This window comes from Streptomyces sp. NPDC059534 (assembly GCF_042743475.1).
Lineage (GTDB): Bacteria > Actinomycetota > Actinomycetes > Streptomycetales > Streptomycetaceae > Streptomyces.
Genome location: NZ_JBHWAQ010000010.1, coordinates 161,471 through 183,132 on the forward strand (window position 1 = coordinate 161,471; position 21,662 = coordinate 183,132).

Annotated in this window: 18 protein-coding genes; 7 read left to right on the forward strand and 11 right to left on the reverse strand. The window is 73.5% G+C overall.

Annotation, left to right across the window (positions count from 1 at the left end):
- Nucleotides 1–64: 64 nt before the first annotated feature.
- From ACFVZH_RS15225 to ACFVZH_RS15240, 4 genes are all read right to left on the reverse strand, one after another.
- Entirely contained in the window at nt 65–1,330 is a 1,266-nt protein-coding gene (locus tag ACFVZH_RS15225; protein ID WP_384897273.1) for a haloacid dehalogenase-like hydrolase, read from the reverse strand.
- Nucleotides 1,331–1,411: 81 nt separating this feature from the next.
- Nucleotides 1,412–2,200 carry a 3-oxoacyl-ACP reductase gene (locus ACFVZH_RS15230; RefSeq protein ID WP_384897276.1) on the reverse strand — a complete coding sequence of 263 codons (789 nt, stop codon included), beginning with the start codon at nt 2,198–2,200 and terminating at the stop codon, nt 1,412–1,414.
- Between the two features lie 5 nt (nt 2,201–2,205).
- A complete protein-coding gene (locus ACFVZH_RS15235; protein WP_384897279.1) occupies nt 2,206–3,561 on the reverse strand; it encodes an aldehyde dehydrogenase family protein in 1,356 nt (451 codons plus the stop codon).
- Nucleotides 3,562–3,571: 10 nt separating this feature from the next.
- Nucleotides 3,572–4,936, reverse strand: a complete 1,365-nt coding sequence (locus tag ACFVZH_RS15240) for a glutamine synthetase family protein (protein WP_384897282.1) — start codon at nt 4,934–4,936, stop codon at nt 3,572–3,574.
- Nucleotides 4,937–5,025: 89 nt separating this feature from the next.
- On the opposite strand from ACFVZH_RS15240, the gene ACFVZH_RS15245 reads away from it, so the two are divergent.
- The 3 genes from ACFVZH_RS15245 to ACFVZH_RS15255 all read left to right on the forward strand — a co-directional run bounded on the left by ACFVZH_RS15245 (nt 5,026) and on the right by ACFVZH_RS15255 (nt 8,146).
- A complete protein-coding gene (locus ACFVZH_RS15245; protein WP_384897285.1) occupies nt 5,026–5,754 on the forward strand; it encodes a FadR/GntR family transcriptional regulator in 729 nt (242 codons plus the stop codon).
- A 163-nt stretch (nt 5,755–5,917) separates the two neighbouring features.
- On the forward strand, nt 5,918–7,387 hold the full coding sequence (gene eat, locus ACFVZH_RS15250) for an ethanolamine permease (protein ID WP_384897287.1): 1,470 nt from the start codon (nt 5,918–5,920) through the stop codon (nt 7,385–7,387).
- 69 nt (nt 7,388–7,456) lie between these two features.
- The gene (locus ACFVZH_RS15255) at nt 7,457–8,146 is read left to right on the forward strand and encodes a gamma-glutamyl-gamma-aminobutyrate hydrolase family protein (RefSeq protein WP_384897290.1); all 690 of its coding nucleotides are present in this window, start codon (nt 7,457–7,459) and stop codon (nt 8,144–8,146) included.
- 77 nt (nt 8,147–8,223) lie between these two features.
- On the opposite strand, the gene ACFVZH_RS15260 is transcribed toward ACFVZH_RS15255, so the two are convergent.
- Together ACFVZH_RS15260 and ACFVZH_RS15265 are read right to left on the reverse strand one after the other, a co-directional pair.
- Nucleotides 8,224–9,306 (reverse strand): C45 family autoproteolytic acyltransferase/hydolase, encoded by a 1,083-nt coding sequence (locus ACFVZH_RS15260; RefSeq protein ID WP_384897293.1) that lies wholly within the window; start codon nt 9,304–9,306, stop codon nt 8,224–8,226.
- Nucleotides 9,303–10,757 carry a purine-cytosine permease family protein gene (locus ACFVZH_RS15265; RefSeq protein WP_384897296.1) on the reverse strand — a complete coding sequence of 485 codons (1,455 nt, stop codon included), beginning with the start codon at nt 10,755–10,757 and terminating at the stop codon, nt 9,303–9,305. Before ACFVZH_RS15265 ends, ACFVZH_RS15260 begins: the two co-directional genes overlap by 4 nt.
- Nucleotides 10,758–10,826: 69 nt before the next feature.
- Here ACFVZH_RS15265 and ACFVZH_RS15270 point away from each other — a divergent pair, with 69 nt between their 5' ends.
- Nucleotides 10,827–11,585 carry a TetR/AcrR family transcriptional regulator gene (locus ACFVZH_RS15270; protein WP_384897299.1) on the forward strand — a complete coding sequence of 253 codons (759 nt, stop codon included), beginning with the start codon at nt 10,827–10,829 and terminating at the stop codon, nt 11,583–11,585.
- Nucleotides 11,586–11,772: 187 nt separating this feature from the next.
- Nucleotides 11,773–13,404 (forward strand): amidohydrolase, encoded by a 1,632-nt coding sequence (locus ACFVZH_RS15275; protein ID WP_384897302.1) that lies wholly within the window; start codon nt 11,773–11,775, stop codon nt 13,402–13,404.
- A gap of 279 nt (nt 13,405–13,683) precedes the next feature.
- Here ACFVZH_RS15275 and ACFVZH_RS15280 read toward each other — a convergent pair whose 3' ends face one another.
- Complete coding sequence (locus tag ACFVZH_RS15280; protein ID WP_384897305.1) at nt 13,684–14,718, reverse strand: LysR family transcriptional regulator; 1,035 nt, start codon at nt 14,716–14,718, stop codon at nt 13,684–13,686.
- Between the two features lie 70 nt (nt 14,719–14,788).
- Between ACFVZH_RS15280 and ACFVZH_RS15285 the strand changes: the two genes are divergently transcribed.
- A complete protein-coding gene (locus ACFVZH_RS15285) occupies nt 14,789–15,970 on the forward strand; it encodes a TDT family transporter (protein WP_384897308.1) in 1,182 nt (393 codons plus the stop codon).
- Here the strand turns inward: ACFVZH_RS15285 and ACFVZH_RS15290 are convergent.
- The 4 genes from ACFVZH_RS15290 to ACFVZH_RS15305 form a co-directional block, all read right to left on the reverse strand.
- Nucleotides 15,897–16,631, reverse strand: coding sequence for a helical backbone metal receptor (locus tag ACFVZH_RS15290; RefSeq protein ID WP_384897310.1), 735 nt, complete (start codon nt 16,629–16,631; stop codon nt 15,897–15,899). The genes ACFVZH_RS15285 and ACFVZH_RS15290 overlap by 74 nt on opposite strands.
- 8 nt (nt 16,632–16,639) lie before the next feature.
- On the reverse strand, nt 16,640–17,197 hold the full coding sequence (locus ACFVZH_RS15295; protein WP_384897313.1) for a helix-turn-helix domain-containing protein: 558 nt from the start codon (nt 17,195–17,197) through the stop codon (nt 16,640–16,642).
- A 184-nt stretch (nt 17,198–17,381) separates the two neighbouring features.
- Complete coding sequence (locus ACFVZH_RS15300) at nt 17,382–19,190, reverse strand: ABC transporter permease/substrate binding protein (protein ID WP_384897316.1); 1,809 nt, start codon at nt 19,188–19,190, stop codon at nt 17,382–17,384.
- Nucleotides 19,183–20,430, reverse strand: coding sequence for a glycine betaine/L-proline ABC transporter ATP-binding protein (locus ACFVZH_RS15305; RefSeq protein WP_384897319.1), 1,248 nt, complete (start codon nt 20,428–20,430; stop codon nt 19,183–19,185). Before ACFVZH_RS15305 ends, ACFVZH_RS15300 begins: the two co-directional genes overlap by 8 nt.
- 283 nt (nt 20,431–20,713) lie before the next feature.
- On the opposite strand from ACFVZH_RS15305, the gene ACFVZH_RS15310 reads away from it, so the two are divergent.
- Complete coding sequence (locus ACFVZH_RS15310) at nt 20,714–21,619, forward strand: 5'-3' exonuclease H3TH domain-containing protein (RefSeq protein ID WP_384897396.1); 906 nt, start codon at nt 20,714–20,716, stop codon at nt 21,617–21,619.
- The last annotated feature ends 43 nt before the right edge of the window (nt 21,620–21,662 follow it).

The window sequence follows — 21,662 nt, forward strand, 5'->3', positions numbered from 1 at the left end:
GCTCGCGACGCCTGGCGCCGCGCCCTGATCCGGCCCGACCGGCGGGTCACCCCCTGGAACGCCGTTAGAACACCGTGTCCGGCTGGTCCGGGACGACGCTGCCGTCGGTGCGCCGGACCGGCTGCGCGGTGCCGTCGCCCGCGGTGTAGCCGGTGGTGGCGCAGGGGTAGGGGGCTGCCTTCTGCTTCTTCGGCTCGATGAACATCGGGTTGACGATCCAGCGGCCGTCGCCGTTCTCGTACGCCCGGCACATGAGTTCGTTCTTGTTGCGGTTGAGGACCAGGCGCAGGCCGGTCGCGTCCCGCAGGAAGGAGATGTCGGTGTCGGAGTCCCCGGCGGCGAACACCTGGCGGCGGGCGGCGGGCTGGACGCGTTCGGCGGCGGGGCCGCGGACGCCGAAGATCTCCTGGTTGATCCAGCAGCGCTTGCCGTCGATGTAGGTGATCATCGTGTCCTCGCCGTCCCGTACCGTGCCGCAGCCCTTGAGGTGGCTGGTGAGGCGGCCGTGCTCGGTGGTGTTGCGGATGCCGAGGGTGTGGGAGGGGTCGACGCCGACGCCCTTCGCCCAGACGTCGACGACGGGCTCGGGCGAGGCGGAGACGATCCGGACGTCGAAGCCGGCGGCCTGGAGGGTGTGGATCAGGTCGCGCTGCTGCTCGTAGTAGCGGACCCAGCCGGTGACCTTGGAACTGCCGACCTGCTGGGTGGCGCCCTGGGGCGCGGCGAGGTTCTCGGCGCGGGCGGCGGCGGCGAAGGACTCGGCCTGGCGGGTGGTCCAGCCGTGCAGGAGCTGGGCGAGCCAGGCGTACTGGGGCTCCGTGCGGCGGTGGTCGTAGCCCGCGAAGGCGGTCTTCCCGCCGATGGTGGTGCCGGAGCCGTAGACGGAGAGCAGCTCGTCGGCGCAGCGGGTGTCGGTGGACGTGGGGAGGGTGCGGACGCTGGTGGGGCAGGCGTCGCCGAGGGCGGCGGCGGCCTCGGGGGTGAGGTGGCGGCTGGTGGTGGACCAGTCGCCGCCGCGGGGCGGGCGGACGCGGTCGTTGCGGAGGAGCCAGAAGAAGGTGGCGTCGCCGACGTCGTTCTTGACGACGGTGTTGTCCCAGTCGAAGACGGCGACCGGCTTGCGGCCCGTCTTCGCGCGGTCGCCGCAGTGCTCGGCTATGAGGGCGTCGATGCGGGCCTTGTTGTCGCCGTGCCAGCCGTCGGAGACGGTGAGGGTGGGGCACTCGGCCGGCTTCCGGGGCTTCGCCTGGGCGGGTCCGGCGGTGACGAGGCCGGCCACGGCGAGGACGAGGGCGGCGGCGGCCGCGGACGTACGGAGTCGGTGGTTCATGATCACTCTCCTGTCTGTACGCGGAACAGCCGGGCGCCTCGCGACGCCCGGCTGTCGGGTGGGGGGAGTTGGGGTGAACGTCTAGAGCGGGGTCACGTACGCGCCCGAGATGCCGCCGTCGACGAGGAAGTCGCTGGCGTTGACGAAGGAGGAGTCGTCGCTCGCGAGGAAGGCGACGGCGGCGGCGATCTCCTCGGCCTCGGCGAAGCGGCCGACGGGGATGTGGACGAGGCGGCGCGCGGCCCGCTCGGGGTCCTTGGCGAACAGCTCCTGGAGGAGCGGGGTGTTCACCGGCCCCGGGCAGAGGGCGTTGACGCGGATGCCCTCGCGGGCGAACTGGACGCCCAGCTCGCGGGACATGGCGAGCACGCCGCCCTTGGACGCGGTGTACGAGATCTGGCTGGTGGCGGCGCCCATGATGGCGACGAAGGAGGCGGTGTTGATGATGGAGCCCTTGCCCTGGCGGCGCATGTAGGGCAGGGCGGCCTTGCAGCACAGGTAGACGGAGGTGAGGTTGACGTCCTGGACGCGCTTCCATGCCTCCAGGCCGGTCTCCAGGATGGAGTCGTCGTCGGGGGGCGAGATGCCGGCGTTGTTGAAGGCGATGTCGACGGAGCCGTAGGTGTCGAAGGCGGTCCTGAACAGCGCCTCGACCTGCTCGGGGTCGGTGACGTCGACCTGGACGAAGGTGCCCCCGACCTCCTCGGCGGCGGCCTTGCCGGCGGTCTCGTCGATGTCGCCGCAGACGACGTGGGCGCCCTCGGAGGCGAGGCGGCGGGCGGTGGCCAGGCCGATGCCGCTGCCGGCTCCGGTGATGACGGCGGTACGGCCGACCAGGCGGCGGCAGACGCTCTCTTCGGTGCTGGTCATGGTGGTCAGACCTCCGTGCTGAGGAAGACGTTCTTGGTTTCGGTGAAGGCGGTCAGGGCGTCGGGGCCGAGTTCGCGGCCGAGGCCGGACTGCTGGTAGCCGCCGAACGGGGTCCAGTAGCGGACGCTGGAGTGCGAGTTGACCGAGAGGTTGCCGGCCCGGACGGCGCGGGAGGCGCGCAGGGCGCGGCCGACGTCCCGGGTCCAGATGGAGCCGGAGAGGCCGTACTCGGTGGCGTTGGCGAGGCGGATCGCGTCGGCCTCGTCCGCGAAGGGGAGGACGACGGCGACGGGGCCGAAGACCTCCTCGACGGCGCAGGGCGCGTCCTCGGCGACGCCGGTGAGGACGGTCGGCGGGAACCAGAAGCCGGGGCCCTCGGGGGCCTTGCCCCGGATGCCCGCGAGGTCGTCGCCGACGTAGGAGCGGACGCGGTCGAGCTGGGCGCGGGAGATGAGGGGGCCCATCTGGGTGCGCTCGTCGGCGGGGTCGCCGACGACGATCTCCTCGATCGCGGGGGTGAGGAGCTCCAGGAACCGGTCGTACGCGCTGCGCTGGACGAGGATGCGGGTGCGGGCGCAGCAGTCCTGGCCGCTGTTGTCGAGGAAGGACATCGGGGTGGCGGCCGCGGCCGCTTCGATGTCCGCGTCGGCGAAGACGATGTTGGGGCTCTTGCCGCCGAGTTCGAGGGTGACCCGCTTCACCTGGTCGGCGCACTTCGCCATGATCGACTTTCCGACCCGGGTGGAGCCGGTGAAGACGATCTTGGCGATGCCGGGGTGTTCGACGAGGGCGTTGCCCGCGACCGGGCCGGTGCCGGGGAGGACCTGGAAGAGGCCGTCGGGCAGACCGGCCTCCAGGGCGAGCTCGGCGAGGCGCAGGGCGGTGAGCGGGGTGGTCTCGGCGGGCTTGAGGAGGACGGCGTTGCCGGCGGCGAGGGCTGGTGCGGTGGCCCAGGCGGCGATCGGCATGGGGAAGTTCCAGGGCGCGATGACGCCGACGACCCCGAGGGGTTCGAGGATCGTGATGTCGAGGCCGCCGGCCACCGGGATCTGCCGTCCGTTGAGGCGTTCCACTCCCCCGGCGGCGTAGTCGAGCAGGTCGCGGACGTTGCCGGCCTCCCAGCGGGCGTTGCCGATGGTGTGCCCGGCCTCGGTGACCTCCAGGCGGGCGAGCTCCTCGACGTGGTCGTCGACGGTGGCGGCGAAGCGGCGGAGCAGCCGGGCGCGGTCGGCGGGCGCCGCGGCGGCCCAGCCGCGCTGGGCGGCGGTGGCGCGTGCGACGGCCGCGTCGACGTCGGCGGGTGTGGCGGCGGGGACGGTGGCGACCAGCTCCTCCGTCGCCGGGTTCAGTACCTGGAGCAACTCTTTCCTCTCAGTGGCGTTCGAAGGAGCGGCGCAGCTCCCAGTCGGTCACCGCGGCGTCGTAGGCGTCGAGTTCGACGCGGGCCATGTTGCGGTAGTGGGCGACGACCTCGGCGCCGAAGGCGGCCTTGGCGATCTCGCTGGTCTCCCAGAGTTCGGCGGCCTCCCGCAGGGTGGTGGGGACGTGCGCGTACTCGCCGGTGTACGCGTTGCCGGTGCAGGGCGGGGGCAGTTCGAGGCGCTGCTCGATGCCGTACAGGCCGGCGGCGACCAGGCCGGCGACGGCGAGGTACGGGTTGACGTCGCCGCCGGGGAGGCGGTTCTCGAAGCGGGTGGAGCGGCCGTGGCCGACGATCCGGAGCGAGCAGGTGCGGTTGTCGTGGCCCCAGGCGACGGCCGTGGGGGCGAAGGAGCCGGGCTGGAACCGCTTGTAGGAGTTGATGTTGGGGGCGTAGAGGAGGGAGAAGTCGCGGAGGGCGGCGAGCTGTCCGGCGAGGAAGTGCCGCATGGTCTCGGACATCCCGTGCGGGTCGTCGCCGGCCATCACGTTCTCTCCGTCGGCGTTCTGGAGGGAGAGGTGGATGTGGCAGGAGTTGCCCTCGCGCTCGTTGTACTTCGCCATGAAGGTGAGCGAGACGCCCTCCTGGGCGGCGATCTCCTTGGCGCCCGTCTTGTAGACGGCGTGCTGGTCGCAGGTGACGAGGGCCTCGTCGTACTTGAAGGCGATCTCGTGCTGGCCGGGGTTGCACTCGCCCTTGGCGGACTCGACGGTGAGTCCGGCGCCGGTCATCTCGTTGCGGATGCGGCGCAGGAGGGGTTCGATGCGTCCGGTGCCCAGGACGGAGTAGTCGATGTTGTACTGGTTGGCGGGGGTGAGGCCGCGGTAGTTCGCGTCCCAGGCTTCCTCGAAGCTGTCCCGGAAGACGATGAACTCGAGTTCCGTGCCGACGTGGGCGGTGAGGCCGAGTCCGGCGAGGCGTTCCAGCTGGCGGCGGAGGATCTGGCGGGGTGCGGCGACGACCGGGGTGCCGTCGCCCCAGGCCAGGTCGGCCGTCACCATGGCGGTGGCCTCGTTCCAGGGGAGGCGCCGGAGGGTGGTGAGGTCGGGGTGCATGGCGAAGTCGCCGTAGCCGCGGTCCCAGGAGGACATCTCGTAGCCGTCGACGGTGTTCATCTCGGTGTCGACTGCCAGAAGATAGTTGCAGCCCTCGGTGCCGTGGCCGAGGACCTCGTCCAGGAAGAACGGGGCGGCGAACCGTTTGCCCTGGAGCCGTCCCTGCATGTCGGGGAAGGCCAGGACGACGGTGTCGATGTCACCGCTCGCGACGAGGGCGCGAAGCTCCTCGACGGTGAGCGGGGGTGTGCGGACTGCCACGGGATTGCTCCTCCTTCGGCCTGCCGGGAGCCATAAGGTATTGCCGAAGACCATTGCTTGGGAAGTGCTGGAGAAGGGGAAACGAGAACGTGGCCAGTACGAGTGAATCGGCGGACCGGCTGACGCCCGTGCTGCGGCCGGTACGGGCGGGCAACGGCTTCGAGGAGGCCCTGGAGCAGATCCTCCAGGTGGTGCGGCTCGGACTCGTGTCCGGCGGCGAGCGGCTGCCGGCCGAGCGGGAGCTGGCCGACCGGATGGGGATCAGCCGGGTGACCCTGCGCGAGGTGCTCAAGGTCCTCCAGGAGCAGGGGCTCGTGGAGAGCCGCCGCGGCCGGTACGGCGGAACGTTCGTGCTGCCCCGGATCCAGACCGCCGACGAGGACGAGCTGCGCCGCCGCATCGCCTCGGTCGACATGGAGGACACCTTGCGCTTCCGTGAGGTGCTGGAGGTGGGGGCCGCCGGGCTCTGCGCGGCCCACGGCCTCGACGCGGCGGGCGCCGAGCGGCTGCGGACCGCCGTGGCGGCGACCCGGGACGCCCCGCTGGCCGACTACCGCCGCCAGGACACCCTGCTCCACCTCACGCTCGCCGAGCTGTCCGGCTCGCCGACGCTGACCGCCCAGTACGCCGCCGTCCGGGCGACGGTGAACGACCTCCTGGACTGCATCCCCCTGCTCGTACGCAATCTGGAGCACTCCCAGCACCAGCACACCGCCCTGGTGGAGGCGGTGCTCGACGGGGACGCGGACGCGGCGCGCGAGGTGATGCGGGAGCACTGCGCGGGGACGGCGGCACTGCTGCGCGGGTTCCTGACGTGAGGGGCGGGCCGGCGGGACGCGAGGGGCGGGCCGGCGGGACGTGAGGGGCGGGCCCGGCGGGCGCGTAACCCGAAAGTAACGCACGGGGCTTGCGCTCCCCCGTCGGCCACCGCAAAGGTATGGCTCCAATCCATTGGGCCCGTTGCGGGGAGCTGACGCTGCCATGACGCTCGAAGACACCACCGGGGGCACCCCCGGGACCACGCCCGGGGGCACCGCCCCGCCGAAGGACGACTATCTGGAGCGGCGCGCACTGCGGCGCGGCAGCGCCGGCTGGCTGCTGCTCACCGGGCTCGGCGTGGCCTACGTCGTCTCCGGGGACTTCTCCGGCTGGAACATCGGCCTGTCGAAGGGCGGGTTCGGCGGACTGGCCGTCGCCACCGTCCTGATGGGCGCGATGTACGCCTGTCTGGTCTTCGCGCTCGCCGAACTCTCCGCCATCCTGCCCACCGCGGGCGGCGGCTACGGCTTCGCCCGCCGGGCGCTCGGCACCTGGGGCGGCTTCCTCACCGGCACCGCCATCCTCATCGAGTACGTCCTCGCGCCCGCCGCGATCTCCATCTTCATCGGCGACTACGTCGAGTCCCTCGGCCTCTTCGGCCTGGAGTCCGGCTGGCCGGTCTACCTCGTCTGCTTCGCTCTGTTCATCGGGATCCACCTGTGGGGCGTGGGCGAGGCACTGCGCTTCAGCCTGATCGTCACCGCGATCGCGGTCGCCGCCCTGGTCGTCTTCGCGCTCGGCGCCCTCACCGACTTCCACGTCGACGGGCTGAACGACATCCCGGTCGACGGAGAGGCGTTCGGGTCGAACTCCTGGCTGCCCTTCGGACTCCTCGGGATCTGGGCCGCGTTCCCCTTCGGCATGTGGTTCTTCCTGGGCGTCGAGGGCGTGCCGCTCGCCGCCGAGGAGGCGAAGGACCCGGTGCGGTCGATGCCGAGGGCGCTCGCGATCTCCATGGGCATCCTGGTACTGCTCGCCGTCGTGACGTTCTTCGCCGCCACCGGCGCCCGCGGCTCGGCGGCCGTCCAGGAGGCCGGCAACCCCCTGGTCGTGGCGCTCCAGGGCGACGGGGCGCCGACCCCGCTCAGCCGGTTCGTGAACTACGCGGGCCTCGCGGGCCTGGTGGCCTCCTTCTTCTCCCTCATCTACGCCGGATCGCGCCAGCTGTTCGCCCTGTCCCGGGCCGGCTACCTGCCCCGCTTCCTGTCCCTGACCAGCCGCCGGAAGTCGCCGTACCTGGGGCTGCTCATCCCGGGCGCGATCGGTTTCGCGCTCGCCGCCGGGACCGGGAACGGGGCCCGGATGCTGAACATCGCGGTGTTCGGCGCCACCATCTCCTACGCCCTGATGGCGCTCTCCCACATCGTGCTGCGGCGCCGGGAGCCGGGGCTGCACCGGCCGTACCGCACGCCCGGCGGGATCGTGACCTCGTCCGTCGCCTTCGTCCTGGCCCTGTCGGCGCTGGTGGCGACCTTCCTGGTGGACCGGACGGCGGCGTTCATGGCACTCGGGGTGTACGTGATCGCCCTCGGCTACTTCGCGTTCTACAGTCGGCACCATCTGGTGGCCAGGGCGCCCGAGGAGGAGTTCGCGGCGCTCGCCGCGGCCGAGGCCGAGCTCGCACGCGACTGACCCACCGGCGCACCACCGCACCACCGCTCGACGGCTCCACCCCTCTGCCCGCACCTCAGGAGGAAGCACGTGTCCAAGCCGCTCATCGGCGTGACCACCTATCTGGACCGGGCCCGCTGGGGGGTGTGGGACATGGAGGCCGCGCTGCTCCCCGCCCGCTACCCCTGGCTCGTCCGGGAGAGCGGGGGGCTCGCGGCGATGCTGCCGCCGGACGGACCGGAGGCCGCGGCCGCGGTGGTGGCCCGGCTGGACGGGCTGGTCGTCGCGGGCGGGGCGGACGTCGAACCCGTACGGTACGGGGCCGAGCCCGACCCCCGTACGGGCCCGCCCGCCCGCGCCCGGGACACCTGGGAACTGGCCCTGATCGACGCGGCACTGGCGTCCGGCACCCCGCTGCTCGGCATCTGCCGGGGCATGCAGCTGCTGAACGTGGCGCTCGGCGGGACACTGGTCCAGCACCTCGACGGGCACGTCGAGTCGGTCGGCGTGATCGGCCGGCACGCGGTCAAGCCGGTGCCCGGCACCCGGTACGCCTCCCTCGTGCCCGAGCTCACCGAGGTGCCGACCTACCACCACCAGGCCGTGGACCGCCTCGGCGCGGGGCTCACCGTCTCCGCCCTCGCCGAGGACGGCACGGTCGAGGCGGTGGAACTGGCCGCCCCCGCCTGGGTGCTCGGCGTGCAGTGGCACCCCGAGATGGGCGAGGACGTGCGGGTCATGCACGGGCTCGTCGAGGCGGCGGGAGCCCGCCAGGGGTGAGCCCAGCACGGGTGAGCTCAACGCGGGTGAGCTCGGCGCGGGTGAGCCCGCCAGGGGTGAGCTCAGCGCGGGTGGGCTCAGTGCCCGGGCGCCGTGAGCGGGGTCCAGGTCGCGGGACCGGCCGTGCAGGGTCCGCCGTCGTGGACCAGGAGGCGCCGCTCCGCCGGGTCGACGGCGACCGTGGCGAGCGTGGCCCAGCGGCTGCCCAGCGCCCCCTCGTCGGGGGCGTGGCAGCAGACCTCGGCGCCGTCGTCGCGGTGGGCGGCGAGCAGGCCCACGAGCGCGTCGGGGCCGAGCGGCCCGGCGTGGCCGAGGACGCGTTCCGTGAGCAGGCGGTGCCGGTCGTACGTCTCCGGTTCCCGGCGCCCGCGCAGTTCGCCGGCGGCGAGTGACGGGTCCAGGAAGTGGTTGGTGCGGGTCAGCCAGCCCCGGTCGTCGGGGGTGACCACCGCCGAGCCGGCGGGGGCGAGTTCGACGGATGCGGCCCGGTCGGCGGTCACCACGGTGATGACCGTGGAGGCCGAGACCGGGGCGCCGGCGAGTATCCCGACCGCCTCCGCGAACGACCCTGCGGTGCCGAGCACCTGACGGGCGACCAGGTGGACGGGGACGCCGCCGGCCGCGTCCCGCGTGTGTCCGAGGATGTTGAAGAGGACTCCCACACCGGCCTCGTTGACCCCGATCTTGGCCAGGATGCCGTGCTCGGTGATCCCGGCGAATCCCTGGGCGTCGCCCGTGACGGTCTGGAGGTGCCAGGCACCGGCCAGTTCCTGGTGCCAGTCCCAGCACTGCCCGCCGGTGGTCCGGGGGCCGGTCCGGACGAGGGTGGAGCACTCGCCAGCGCGGGGCGCGCCGGCCTCGGCGAGGATCTCGGTGCGCGCGTTGAGCGCGGCGACCGTCCAGAACGGGATCCCGGCGCCCTCGGCGACTCCTTCCATCTCCTCGACGAGCTCCGGCGCCCAGGCCCGCGTGGCGTCGGCGGTGCGCAGGGCGAGCGCGGGGACGTCCGGGGTGCGGCCGCTGCCCGCGGCGACGGTGGCGAAGAGCTCGTCGTAGATCCGCCACGCGCGCGCGATGGCGTCGCCGGCCCGGCGGCCGCGGTCCTCGCCGCGGCGCCTCGGGGTGTCCCCGGTGATCCGGAGGACCGTACGGCCGGTCACGCCTGCGCCCGGGCGGCGAGGACGGTGCGGTCGGAGCGCATGAGGAGCGCGTAGAGGGCGGCGGAGACGGCCATGCCGGCGGGGAGGGAGAGGTCGACGCCTCCGAGGGCGCCGGCGATCGGGCCCGTGTAGAGGGTGTTGACGCAGAGCGCGGCCGTGGTGACGCCCACGACGACGGCCAGGACGCCGGCCCGGTTGACGCCCGCCGTGTACCAGAACGGGCCGCCGGAGGTCTCGTCCGAGAGCGCGATCCCGTCGTAACGGCCCCGGCGGAGCACGATGTCGGTGGCGTAGACGGCCATCAGGGGGCCGATCAGGACCACGATCACCTGGAGGGCGTTGCTGACCGTGTCCAGGAAGTTGGAGACGAGCAGGCCGTAGAGGGTCAGGGCGACGGCGACGGCACCGTCGAAGAGGACGCTGACGGTCCGGCGGATGCGCAGGCCGACGGCCTGGAGGGCGAGTCCGGCGCTGTAGGCGGTCAGGGCGTTGATGGAGATCGTGCCGAGCACGAGGGCGAGCAGGAAGAACGGGGTGAACCAGCCGGGGAGGATGGACTGCAGCGCGGTCTGCGGGTCGGTCATGTCGACGGCGGTCGCCGCGAAGGCGCCGAGCGAGCAGACGACGACGCTGGGCAGGAAGGCCCCGAAGGCGGTCCAGCCGATGATCGCCTTCTTCGAGGACGTCCGGGGCAGGTAGCGGGAGAAGTCGGCGCTCGTGGTGTACGAGAGCGGGCCCGAGGCGATCAGCGTGGTGCCCGCGACGAGCAGGGCCCAGAGCTCGACGCCGTCGAGCTTCGCGGCGGGGGCGTACGAGAAGTCGGCGTGCCGGAGGACCGCGAACGCGACCACCGCGAAGACGCCGGCCAGCACCAGGGTGATCGGCAGGTACAGCTTGATGATCAGGGCGTGCCCGTAGACGCTGATGGCCAGGGTGAGCGCGGCGATGACCACGATGACGGCGACCTTGACGGGGGTGTTCGCCGTGACGCCGGCCTTCTCGACGAGCGCGAAGGCGGCGGTGGCCGCGGCGGCGAGGTTGAGCGCGAAGTAGCAGACGGAGACGAGCCAGCCACCGACCGCGTTGTTCACGCGGTTGCCGATGACGCCGTACATGGTGCGGGTGATCACCTCGCTGGGCGCGCCCGCCGCCGGTCCGGAGGTGGCGAGGAGGCCGGTGAGCAGCCAGAAGAGGTTGCCGACGACGATCACGGCGACGGCCTGCCAGAGGGTCAGGCCCATCAGGACGAGGGCGCCGCCGATGACGAGGCTGAGGTAGTTGACGTTGGCCGCGGCCCAGACGGAGAAGAGCTCGCGGGGGTGTCCGTGGCGTTCGTCGTCGGGGATGTGATCGATGCCGTGGGCCTCGATGCGGCCGGGCCGGTCGGCGGCCGGTGGAGTGACCTGGGCGCCCTGGGAGCGTGGGAGCGGGTCGGGGATCGTGGAAGCCATGCGGCCCTCCGGATGCGTGTGGTGCCCACCTGGTTGCTTATTGGTCGCACACTCAATAGCATCCCGGGTATGTCGTCAAGCGTCCAGCGCAAGCGAATTCGCAAAACCCCGGAAGCCCGGCGGGCGGAGATCGTGGAGACCGCGGCCCGCGTCGCCCTGACGGAGGGACTCGAGTGCGTCACCCTCCGGCGGGTCGCCGACGAGCTCGCCGTACGGCCCGGCCTGATCAGCCACTACTTCCCCTCGGCGGAGGAACTGGTGGCCGAGGCGTTCAGCGTGGCCTCCACCGGAGAGCTCGACGCCCTGCTGCCGGCCGAGCGGCCGCACGGCACCCCGACGCAGTACCTCGCCCGCTACTTCGCCCTCTCCGCCGGCGAGGCGTACGACGACATCAGCCGCCTCTGGATCAACGCCCGGCACCTCAGCCGCTACCGGCCGGTCCTCCGCGACCGCGTCGCCGAGCAGGAGCTCGCCTCCGACGACCGCCTGGAGACGGTCATCCGCGAGGGCGTCGCACGCGGCGAGTTCCGCACCGACGACCCGCGCGCCGCGGCCATCCAGATCCTCGTCGTCCTCGACGGCCTGGGCGCCCACGCCAACACGGACCGCAGCAACCGCCCGGAAGCCGTGACCCGCATGGCCCTCAGCACGGCGGAGCGTGTCCTGGGACTGCCGTACGGGGCCCTCACCGAGGTACCGCCCCTCGCCGAACCCGCGCTGCCCTCGGAACCGTCGGACCGCTCAGACACCACGGACTCCACGGACTCCACGGACCCCACGGACCCCACGGTCTCTACGGACCCCTCGGACCCCACCCTTCCCCAGTGACATCCGGCGCCCCAGCGGCGCCGGAGCCCCCTCCCCGTCCCGGTTCCGGCCCCTCATCCGGGGCCCTATCCGGGCCCCCTCCTGGTCGTTACCCGGCCCCTTTCCGGCCCCTTTCCGGCCGCTTCTGACCCCTTCCGGCCCCTTCCGGCCTCGTTCCGCCCCCCGTTCCGCACCCCATGGAGCCTCCGTGCGCACCCGACTCGTCCTGTTCTCCGCCCGTCTGCTCGACCCCGGCACGGGGGCGTTCCTGCCGCAGACCGCCCTCGCCGTCTCCGACGACGGCCGGATCGCCGCCCTCGGCGACGACCGCGAGATCCGGGCCCTGGCCGGCCCCGCCACCACCGTCGTCGACCTCAAGGGGGCCGTGGTCACCCCCGGCTTCGTCGACGGCCACGTCCACCCGGTCTCCGGCGCCGAACTGACCCACGGCCTCGACCTGTCGTACTGCGCCGACCTCGACGACGTACGGGAGGTGCTGGCGCGCGAGATCCGCTCCCTCGACCGGGGCGCGTGGCTGTTCGGCTGGGGCCTCGACCCGAACGTCTTCGGCGACGCGCCGGTCGGGATCGCCCCGTTCGACTCCGTACTCGACGGGATCCCGGCGTTCCTGCTGCTCTTCGACGCCCACTCGGCGCTCGCCAGCCGCCGCGCGCTCGAACTCGCCGGGGTCGACGGGCCGCGCACCTTCGCCCAGGCGTCGGCCGAGGTCGTCTGCGACGCCGCGGGACGCCCGACGGGCCTGCTCCAGGAGGACGCCGCCTGCGAGCTGGTCGAGCGGGTCGCGCCGCGGCCGACGCGCGAGGAGAGCCGCGAGCGGCTCGCGACGGCGCTGCGGTCCATGGCGGCGGCCGGGCTCACCGGCGGACACGCCATGGACGCCAACGGCGACAGCCTCGCCCTGTACGGGGAGCTCGACGCGGCCGGTGACCTCGCCCTGCGGCTGCGGGTCGCGCCCTGGTGCCAGCCCGGCACGGACGCGGACGGCCTCCGCGCCCTCATCGAGCGGCAGGGCACGGGCGGGGCGCTGTGGCGGGTCGCGGGCGTGAAGCTGTTCATGGACGGGACCATCGACAACGGCACCGCGTGGCTGGAGCGCCCCGACTGCCACGGCGAGTCCACGCACGCGTTCTGGCCGGACCCCGCCGCCTACACCCACATCGTCGGCGAGCTGCACCGGGCGGGCGTGCCCACCGCGACGCACGCCATCGGCGACGCGGCCGTCCGCCACGTCCTCGACTCCGTCGAGAAGGCGCGGGCCGCCGGCGGCCCGGACGGGGTACGGCACCGGGTCGAGCACATCGAGACCGTGCCGGACGACACCCTGCGCCGCTTCGCCGAGCTCGGCGTCCTCGCGTCCATGCAGCCCACCCACTGCTGCGACTTCACCCGCGCCGACCACACCGACAACTGGTCGCGCCGGCTCGGCGAGGAGCGCGCCGCGCGCGCGTGGCGCTGCCGTGACCTGGCGGACTCCGGCGCCACCGTGGTCCTCGGCTCCGACTGGCCGATCGCGCCGTTCCCGCCGCTCGGCGTCATGGCCGGCGCCCGGCACCGGCGCCCGAGCCGCGACCTGGGCCAGGCGCCGCACGGCCCCGAGCAGGCCCTCACCGCCCTGGAGGCGCTGCGGGGCATGACGACGGCGCCGGCCTTCGCGGCGGGCGAGGAGCACGAGGCAGGCCGCCTCGCCCCCGGCTACCGCGCCGACCTCACGGTCCTCGGGGCCGACCCCCTGACGACGGCGGCGACGGACCTGCCGGACCTGCCGGTCCGCCTCACGGTGGTGGCCGGCCGCCCGACCTTCCGGGCGTCGGACCTCTGACGAAGCCGACGCCGCCGGTTCGTGCGGGCCCACCCGCGCCGCCGGTTCGCGCGCACCCGCGCCGCCCCCGTTCGTGGGGCCCACCCGCACCGCCGCCGTTTCGCGGGCATGCGTTCCGCAGGACGGAACGGGTGGGCGCGAACCGACCACCGGCCCGCAGAAGGGCACGGCCCCGAGGCACCGGGCAGGAGGGCCTCCGATCCCGGGGGGCACCGTCCGGTGTGCCCACCCGTCCCGCCCCGCGCGGCGATCGCCCACACCCGGGGGCAGCGGGGACCCCTACCCCGTCGGCCGCGCCCGCGTCAGCGACAGCAGGTCCCGGGCCGGGCCCGTGGGGCGGTGGCCGGTGGGCCAGACCGCGCGGAGGTCGCGGCGGAGGAGGACTCCGGCGACGGGGATGGCGACGAGGCGGCGGGAGGCCAGTTCCTCGGTGATGGCGAGTTCGCTGAGGACGGCCGGTCCGGCCGCGCTGACGGCGGCGGCCTTCACCGCGGTGGTGGAGGCGAGTTCGAGGAGGGGCTGGGCGAGGCCGCCGTGGCCGGAGAGCGCCGCGTCGAGGACCTGGCGGGTGCCCGAGCCCCGTTCGCGCAGGACGAGGGGGGTCGCGGCCAGTTCCGCCGGGTCGAGGGGTGCCCTGCGGCGGGCCCACGGGTGCGAGGGGGCGACGACGAGGACGAGCCGGTCGTGGGCGACGACCGCCCCTTCGAGGCCGTCCGGCACGGCGAGCCCCTCCACGAAGCCGACGTCCGCGTCGCCGGCGAAGAGGCGTTCCGCGACCGCCGCCGAGTTCCCGGCCTGGAGGGACACGGCCGTGTCCGGCCGCTGGGTGCGGAGCGCGATCAGCCAGCCCGGCAGCAGGTACTCGGCGATCGTCATGGACGCGGCCACCCGGAGCCGCGAGTCCCGGCGCCCGCGCAGCGCCTGCGCGCCCGCGTCGAACGCCTCCGCCGCCTCCACGATCCGCCGGGCCCAGTCGGTCACGAGCGCGCCGGCGTCGGTGAGCCGCGAGCCGCGCGGCGAGCGGTCGACCAGGGCCACCCCGAGCTGCCGCTCCATCGAACGGATCCGGCTGCTCGCGGCGGGCTGGGTGATCCCGACCTCGCGGGCGGCAGCGCCGAGACTGCCGTGCCGGGCGACGGCGAGGAGCAGTTCGAGCGCGCCGAGGTCCGGGACCCGGTGGGAGAGGTGGGGCCTCGGCTCACCGCCGCGCTCCCCCAGCTGCCCACGCGTCCCGTGGGCCTCGGACGTGCCCGCTTCCGCTCGCACCTCCGGCTTCCCGTTGGCCCCTTGCGACCCGTGCGTCTCCCTGCTCATAAAGCCAGCTTATGACGTCATAGCCGCATGATCCCTGGTGGGTGCGGAAGCGAGGGGCGACGGTGGTGCCATGGCAAGCCTCGCAACACCCCGCTCGGCCCCCCGTCCGGCCCTCCGCGCCACCACCCCCGGCGCGCGGCCGGCCCCTTCGGCCCGTTCCGTCCGCCACCTCGGACCCAACTGGTACGCCTCCGTGATGGGCACGTCCATCGTCGCCACGGCGGGCGCCGCGCTCCCGGTGGACGTCCCCGGTCTGCGGACGGCCTGCACGGCGGTCTGGGCGCTGTCGCTCGCGATGCTGTCCGTCCTGGTGGTCGCCCGCGCGCTGCACTGGACCCACCACCGCGACCAGGCCCGCGCCCACCTCCTGGACCCCGCCGTGGCGCCCTTCTACGGCTGTGTGTCGATGGCGCTGCTCGCGGTCGGCGGCGGGGCGATGGTCGTGGGGCGGGACTGGATCGGGCTGCCGGCGGCCCTCGCGCTGGACACGGTCCTGTTCACCGCCGGCACGGTGGTGGGTCTGGCGGCCGCAGTGGCCGTCCCGTACCTGATGGTGGTGCACCACCGGATCGAGAGCGCGTCCCCGGTGTGGCTGCTTCCGGTCGTCGCGCCCATGGTGTCGGCCGCCCTCGGCCCGCTGCTCGTGCCCCACCTGCCCGCCGGGCAGGCCCAGCAGACGCTGCTGATCGCCTGCTACGCGATGTTCGGCGTCAGCCTGCTGGCCACCCTGGTGATGCTGCCCCTGGTCTTCGGCCGGCTGGTCACCGGCGGCCCGCTGCCCCTCGCGCTCACCCCCACCCTGTTCCTCGTGCTGGGCCCGCTGGGGCAGTCGACGACCGCGGCGAACAAGTTCGCCGACGCGGCCACGGGGGTGCTGCCCGCTCCCTACGCGCACGGCTTCGCCGCCTTCGCCGTCCTCTACGGCGTGCCCGTGATGGGTTTCGCGCTGCTGTGGCTGGCGCTGGCCGGGGCGATGGTGCTGCGGGCGCGGCGGCAGGGCATGGGCTTCGCGATGACCTTCTGGGCGTTCACCTTCCCGGTCGGCACCTGTGTCACCGGCGCCGAGGGGCTCGCTCGGCACACCGGGCTCGACGCCTTCCGGTGGCTCGCGATCGGCCTGTACGCGCTGCTCGTCGCGGCCTGGCTGGTGGCCGGATTCCACACCGCGCGGGGGCTGTTCAGCGGTGCGCTGCTCGCAGGGCCCGGGCCAGTGTCCGCGGGGCCTCGGCCAGTGACGGCCCGTACCAGGTGAGCATGCGCCCGTCGACGAGCGCGGCGGCGGTCCCGGGGAACGCCTCGGGTCCGTCGTCGGCGCCGAAGCGGTAGGGCTCGTCGGGCAGGACGACGAGGTCGGGGGCGGCGGCGCGGAGCTCGTCGAGCGGCAGGCGCGGATAGCGCTCGGGGTGGTCGCCGTACAGATTGCGGACCCCGAGCCGGGCGAGCAGGTCGCCGGCGAAGGTGTCGCAGCCCAGGACCATCCAGGGGCGGCGCCAGATCGGCACGACCGCGGTGAGCGGCCCGCCGTCGGCCCCGGTCCCCACCGGTGTCACTGCCTCCCAGGCGGCTTCGGCCTCGTCGAGCCAGCGGGGCCGCGCGGGCGCGCCGCACGCGGCGAGGACCCGCGCCAGCTCGCGCAGTCCCTGGTCGAGGGTGCGGACCTCGGTGACGAGGACCTCGGTCCCGACGGCGCGCAGGGCGGCGAGGTCGGGGGCCCGGTTCTCCTCCTCGTTGGCGAGGACGAGGTCCGGCCGGAGCGCGGTGACCGCTTCGACGTCGGGGTTCTTGGTGCCGCCGATCCGTGCGACGGCGAGGTCCGCGGGGTGGCCGCACCAGTCCGTCGCGCCGACGAGGGCGCCGGGCAGGGTCACGGCGACCGCCTCCGTCAGGGACGGCACGAGGGAGACGACCCTCATTCCGGCGCTCACACCTCTTCGGCCTCGACGTGTTCGGCGACGGCGACGACGAGCAGCCGGGTGCCGGGCTCGGTGGCGCGCCAGCGGTGCCGCACCCCGCCGGAGAGATAGAGGGTGTCGCCGCGGTCGAGCCGGTACGCGCGGCCCTCGGCCTCGACCTCGGCGGCGCCGTCGGCCACGTACAGCAGCTCGTCGTTGCGGTGCTGGAACTCGCGTCCGGCGTCCTGTTCGCCGGTGAACTCCAGGGCGTGCAGCTGGTGGCGGCCCCGGACGAGCCGGCGGACGCCGGCGGGCAGGGCGGGGTCGGGGGAGCGCTCCCCCGAGCGTACGACGTCGACGGTACGGGATGCCTCGGCGGCGGCGAGGAGTTCGCCGGCCGTCGTCTCCAGGGCCTGCGCGACGAGTTCGAGGGAGCGGCGGCTGGGCCGGGCCCGGTCGTTCTCGACCTGGCTGAGGAAGGGCACGGAGAGGCCGCTGCGGGAGGCGACCACGGCCAGGGTGAGCTGGAGCGCTCTGCGGCGCCTCTTGACGGCCGCGCCCACGCGGGGTGATTCCTTCTCGTCCATGTCGGCTCCCTCCCTCGTACTGTCGCGGTCCCTCGGACCGGTGTACCGGTCGGTTACCTGAACCTTACGCAGCTTTGGGGCGGGGTTTCTCGTCGTGCCGAAAAGGGGTGGTCGCCGGACACGCTCGGCGACCACCCCTTTTCGGACAGCAGTCACGTTCCGTCCGGGGGACTGGCTCCGGCGGCTACTGCGGGGTGAGCTTCTCCGCGAGGCCGGGGTTGCGGTCCAACCAGGTGCGGACGGCCTGCTGCTCCTTGCCCTTGCCGGTCTCCTGGATGACGGCTTCGAGGTCCGTGAGCTGCTTCTCGGTCAGCTCGAAGTTCTTCAGCCAGGCGCCGACCTCGGGGTTCTCGGCGGCGAATCCCTTGCGGGCGAGGGTGTGGACGCCGTCGCCCTTGCCCCAGCTGCCCTTCGGGTCGGCGAGCTTCGTCAGGTCGTGGGCGGAGTAGGCCCAGTGCGGCGACCAGAGGGTGACGACGACCGGTTCCTTGCGGTCGTACGCCCGCTTCAGCTCGGCGAGCATGCCGGGCGTGGAGCCGTCGACGACCTCGTACTCGCCCTCCAGGCCGTAGTCCTTCAGGACCTTGTCCTTGAGGATGCCCATCATTCCGGCGCTGGGCTCGATGCCCACGATCCGGCCCTTGAACCGTCCCGCCTTCCCCTTGAGGTCGGCGAGCGAGTCGACGCCCTTCACGTACGAGGGGACGGCGAGCTCCAGGGAGGTGGGGCCGTACCAGGAGCCGAGGTCCTCCAGCTTGTTCCGGTACTTGGCCCAGTACTGCTCGTGGGTGACGGGCAGCCAGGCGTCGGTCTGGAAGTCGAGCTGCCCGCCGGCGAGGCCGGTGTAGAGGGCGCCGGCCTCCAGCTGCTTGGTGTCGACCTCGTAACCGCGCCGCTCCAGGAGTTCCTTCCAGAGGTACGTGGAGGCGATGCCCTCGTCCCAGGGGATGAAGCCGATGCTGATCTTCTTGCCGTGACCGCTGCCCTGGCCCGCGGCACCGGTGGAGGTCGCTCCGGAGCCGCCGAGGAATCCCGAACCGCCGGCGACGAGGGCGAGGACGACGACGCCGACGAGGGCGGTGACGGGCTGCGGGCGGTGGGCCCAGAGCTTCGATCCGGCCCGCCCGGCGCTCGCGGCGCGCGCCTTGGCGGCGGCGCGGCGGCCCAGCGGGGAGACCTGGCGGCCGAGCGCGCCGGTCATCCGGTCCAGGTACATGGCGAGCACGACGATGGAGACGCCGGCCTCGAAGCCGAGGCCGATGTCGACGTTGCCGATGGCCCGGTAGACCGCGCCGCCGAGCCCGCCGCCGCCGACCATGCCGGCGATGACCACCATGGACAGGCCGAGCATGATGACCTGGTTGACGCCGGCCATGATCGTCGGCAGGGCGAGCGGCAGCTGCACGCGCAGCAGGGTGTTCCGCGGGGTGGTGCCGAATGCCTCGGCGGCCTCGACGAGTTCGCCGTCGACCTGGCGGATGCCGAGTTCGGTCATCCGGACGCCCGGGGGCAGCGCGAAGACGATGGTGGCGATGATGCCGGGGACGACGCCGACGCCGAAGAAGATGATGCCGGGGATGAGGTAGACCATCGCCGGCATGGTCTGCATGAAGTCGAGGACCGGTCGCAGGACGGCGCTGACGTTCTTCGAGCGGGCCGCCCAGATGCCCAGCGGGACCGCGATCACCAGGGTCACCAGGGTGGCGACGAGGACGAGTGAGAGCGTCGCCATGGCCTCGTCCCACAGCTGGAGCGAGTCGACGAGGGCGAACCCCGCGAAGGCCAGGACGCCGGCGGCGAGGCCGCGCAGCCACCAGGCGACGACGGCGAGGATGCCGGCGAAGAGCAGCGGGTGGGGTGCGGACAGGACGGCGTCGATGCCGTCGTAGAGGCCGGTGACACCGGTGCTGACGGCGTCGAACAGCCAGGAGAACTGCGCCTGGAGCCAGTCGACGGAGCTGTCGACCCACTCGCCGAGGGGGAGCCTAGGCACCGGCGGTCACCTCCCGGACGTCCTTCCCGGCTCGCCGGCCGGGCGCGGCGCCCGGGACACGGCTCGCGGCGCCGCTGGTGGCACCGCGTACGGCGGGGCCCGTCTCTTCGCCCGCGGACGCGCCGGGGGCGGCGCCGACACCGGCGCCTGCGCTCGTGCCTGTGCCTGTGCCTGCGCCTGCTCTTACGCCTGCGCTTGCGCTTGCGGGACCGGCGGTGGCGCCGCCCATCACAGCAAGGAGGCGTTCCGCGGGGACGACGCCGAGGACGGTGCCGTCGGGGTCCTCGACGGTCACCGGGTGCGGGGCCAGCGCGGCGACGGCGCACAGGTCGGCGACGAGCGTGTCGGGTCCGACCGGCCGGCAGGGGCAGTCGGCGGGGCAGTCGGCCGCGGGGACACCGTCCGTCATGACGGCGGAGGCGGTGAGGACCCGGGAGCGGTCGACGTCCTGGATGAAGGAGGCGACGTAGTCGTCGGCGGGACGCACGAGGATGTCCTCCGCCGTGCCGAGCTGGACGATCCGGCCGTTGCGCATGACGGCGATCCGGTCGCCGAGGCGCATCGCCTCGTTGAGGTCGTGGGTGATGAAGACGATGGTCTTCTTCAGCCGCTGCTGGAGGACGAGCAACTGGTCCTGCATGTCGCGGCGGATCAGCGGGTCGAGCGCGCTGAACGACTCGTCCATGAGGAGCAGGTCGGCGTCGGTGGCGAGCGCGCGGGCCAGGCCGACGCGCTGCTGCATGCCGCCGGACAGCTCGTCGGGCCAGGACTTCTCCCAGCCGCCGAGCCCGCACAGTTCGAGGGCCTCGGCGGCGCGGGTCTCGCGCGCGGCACGCGGGACGCCCTGCACCTCCAGACCGTAGGCGGCGTTCTCCAGCACGTTTCGGTGCGGGAACAGAGCGAAGTGCTGGAACACCATGCTGATCTTGCTGGAGCGGACCGCTCGCAGCTCGCGGGGGGAGAGCGCGGTGAGGTCGCGGCCGTCGAAGAGGACCCGGCCGGCGGTGGGCTCGAGCAGTCCGTTGAGCATCCGCAGAAGGGTCGACTTCCCGGACCCGGACAGACCCATCACGACGAAGATCTGGCCGGGTTCGACGGTGAAGCCGGCGTCGACGACGGCGGCCGTCGTCCCCTCGGCCCGCAGTTCCTCGCGGTCGGCACCGTCGACGAGCCTGCGGACGGCTTCGTCGGGTCGTCTTCCGAACACCTTGTACAGATGGTCGGCCTGGAGCCTGGACACATACACCTCACGGGTAGCGACGAGAACGGCCCCGCCACCCCCGCGCGGCACGGCCGTGGAGCGGGCAGGATCGGCCTGCGGCCCGTCGCGTACGGGATTCCTTCCTCGAAATCCCGTACCGGGTCCGCTCCGGGCTGCCGCCTGCCCGGCTTCACCGGGTGCAAACGCAAAGGTGACACGGGTCACTCCACGGCCGCGGCCGGGCCACGCCGCCACAGGCCCCGTCGGTCGCGGAGGACTGTCGGTGGCGTGCGGCATGATCGGACGGGTGACCCGACGTTTGATGCTCCTCGACACCGCCAGCCTGTACTTCCGCGCCTACTTCGGCGTCCCGGACTCGGTCCGCGCGCCGGACGGCAGCCCGGTGAACGCCGTGCGCGGGCTGCTCGACTTCATCACCCGGCTCGTCCAGGACCACCACCCCGACGATCTGGTGGCCTGCTGGGACGAGGACTGGCGGCCGCAGTGGCGGGTGGACCTGATCCCCTCGTACAAGGCGCACCGGGTCGCGGTCGAGACGGAGACCGGTCCCGACGAGGAGGAGATCCCCGACACCCTGTCCCCGCAGGTGCCGGTGATCGAGGAGGTCCTCGCGGCGCTCGGCATCGCCCGGGTGGGGGCCGCCGGGTACGAGGCGGACGACGTCATCGGGACGCTGGCGGGGCGGTCCGGCGGGCCGGTGGACATCGTCACGGGCGACCGGGACCTGTTCCAGCTGGTGGACGACGCACGCGGGGTGCGGGTGCTCTACCCGCGCAAGGGCGTCGGGGACTGCGACCTGGTGGACGCGGAGCTGATCCGCGAGAAGTACGGGGTGCGCCCCGACCAGTACGCGGACTTCGCGGCCCTGCGCGGGGACGCCAGCGACGGGCTGCCCGGCGTGAAGGGCATCGGCGAGAAGACGGCGGCGCAGCTGATCACCGAGTACGGGGACCTCGCCGGGGTGCGGGCGGCGGCCGAGGACCGGACGTCGAAGCTGACGCCGGCCAAGCGGCGCGGGATCGTGGAGGCGGCCGCGTATCTGGACGTGGCGCCGACGGTGGTCCGGGTCGCCGGGGACGTACCGCTGCCGGAGTTCGACCCGGCGCTGCCGTCGGCACCCCGCGATCCGGCGGCGCTCGACGCCCTGGTGAAGCGGTGGGGGCTGGGCGGGGCCGTGGGCCGGCTGCTGCCGGTCCTGGAGCGCTGACACACACCCGCCCCGAGGTGCTAGCTTAGGCATACCTAAGTTC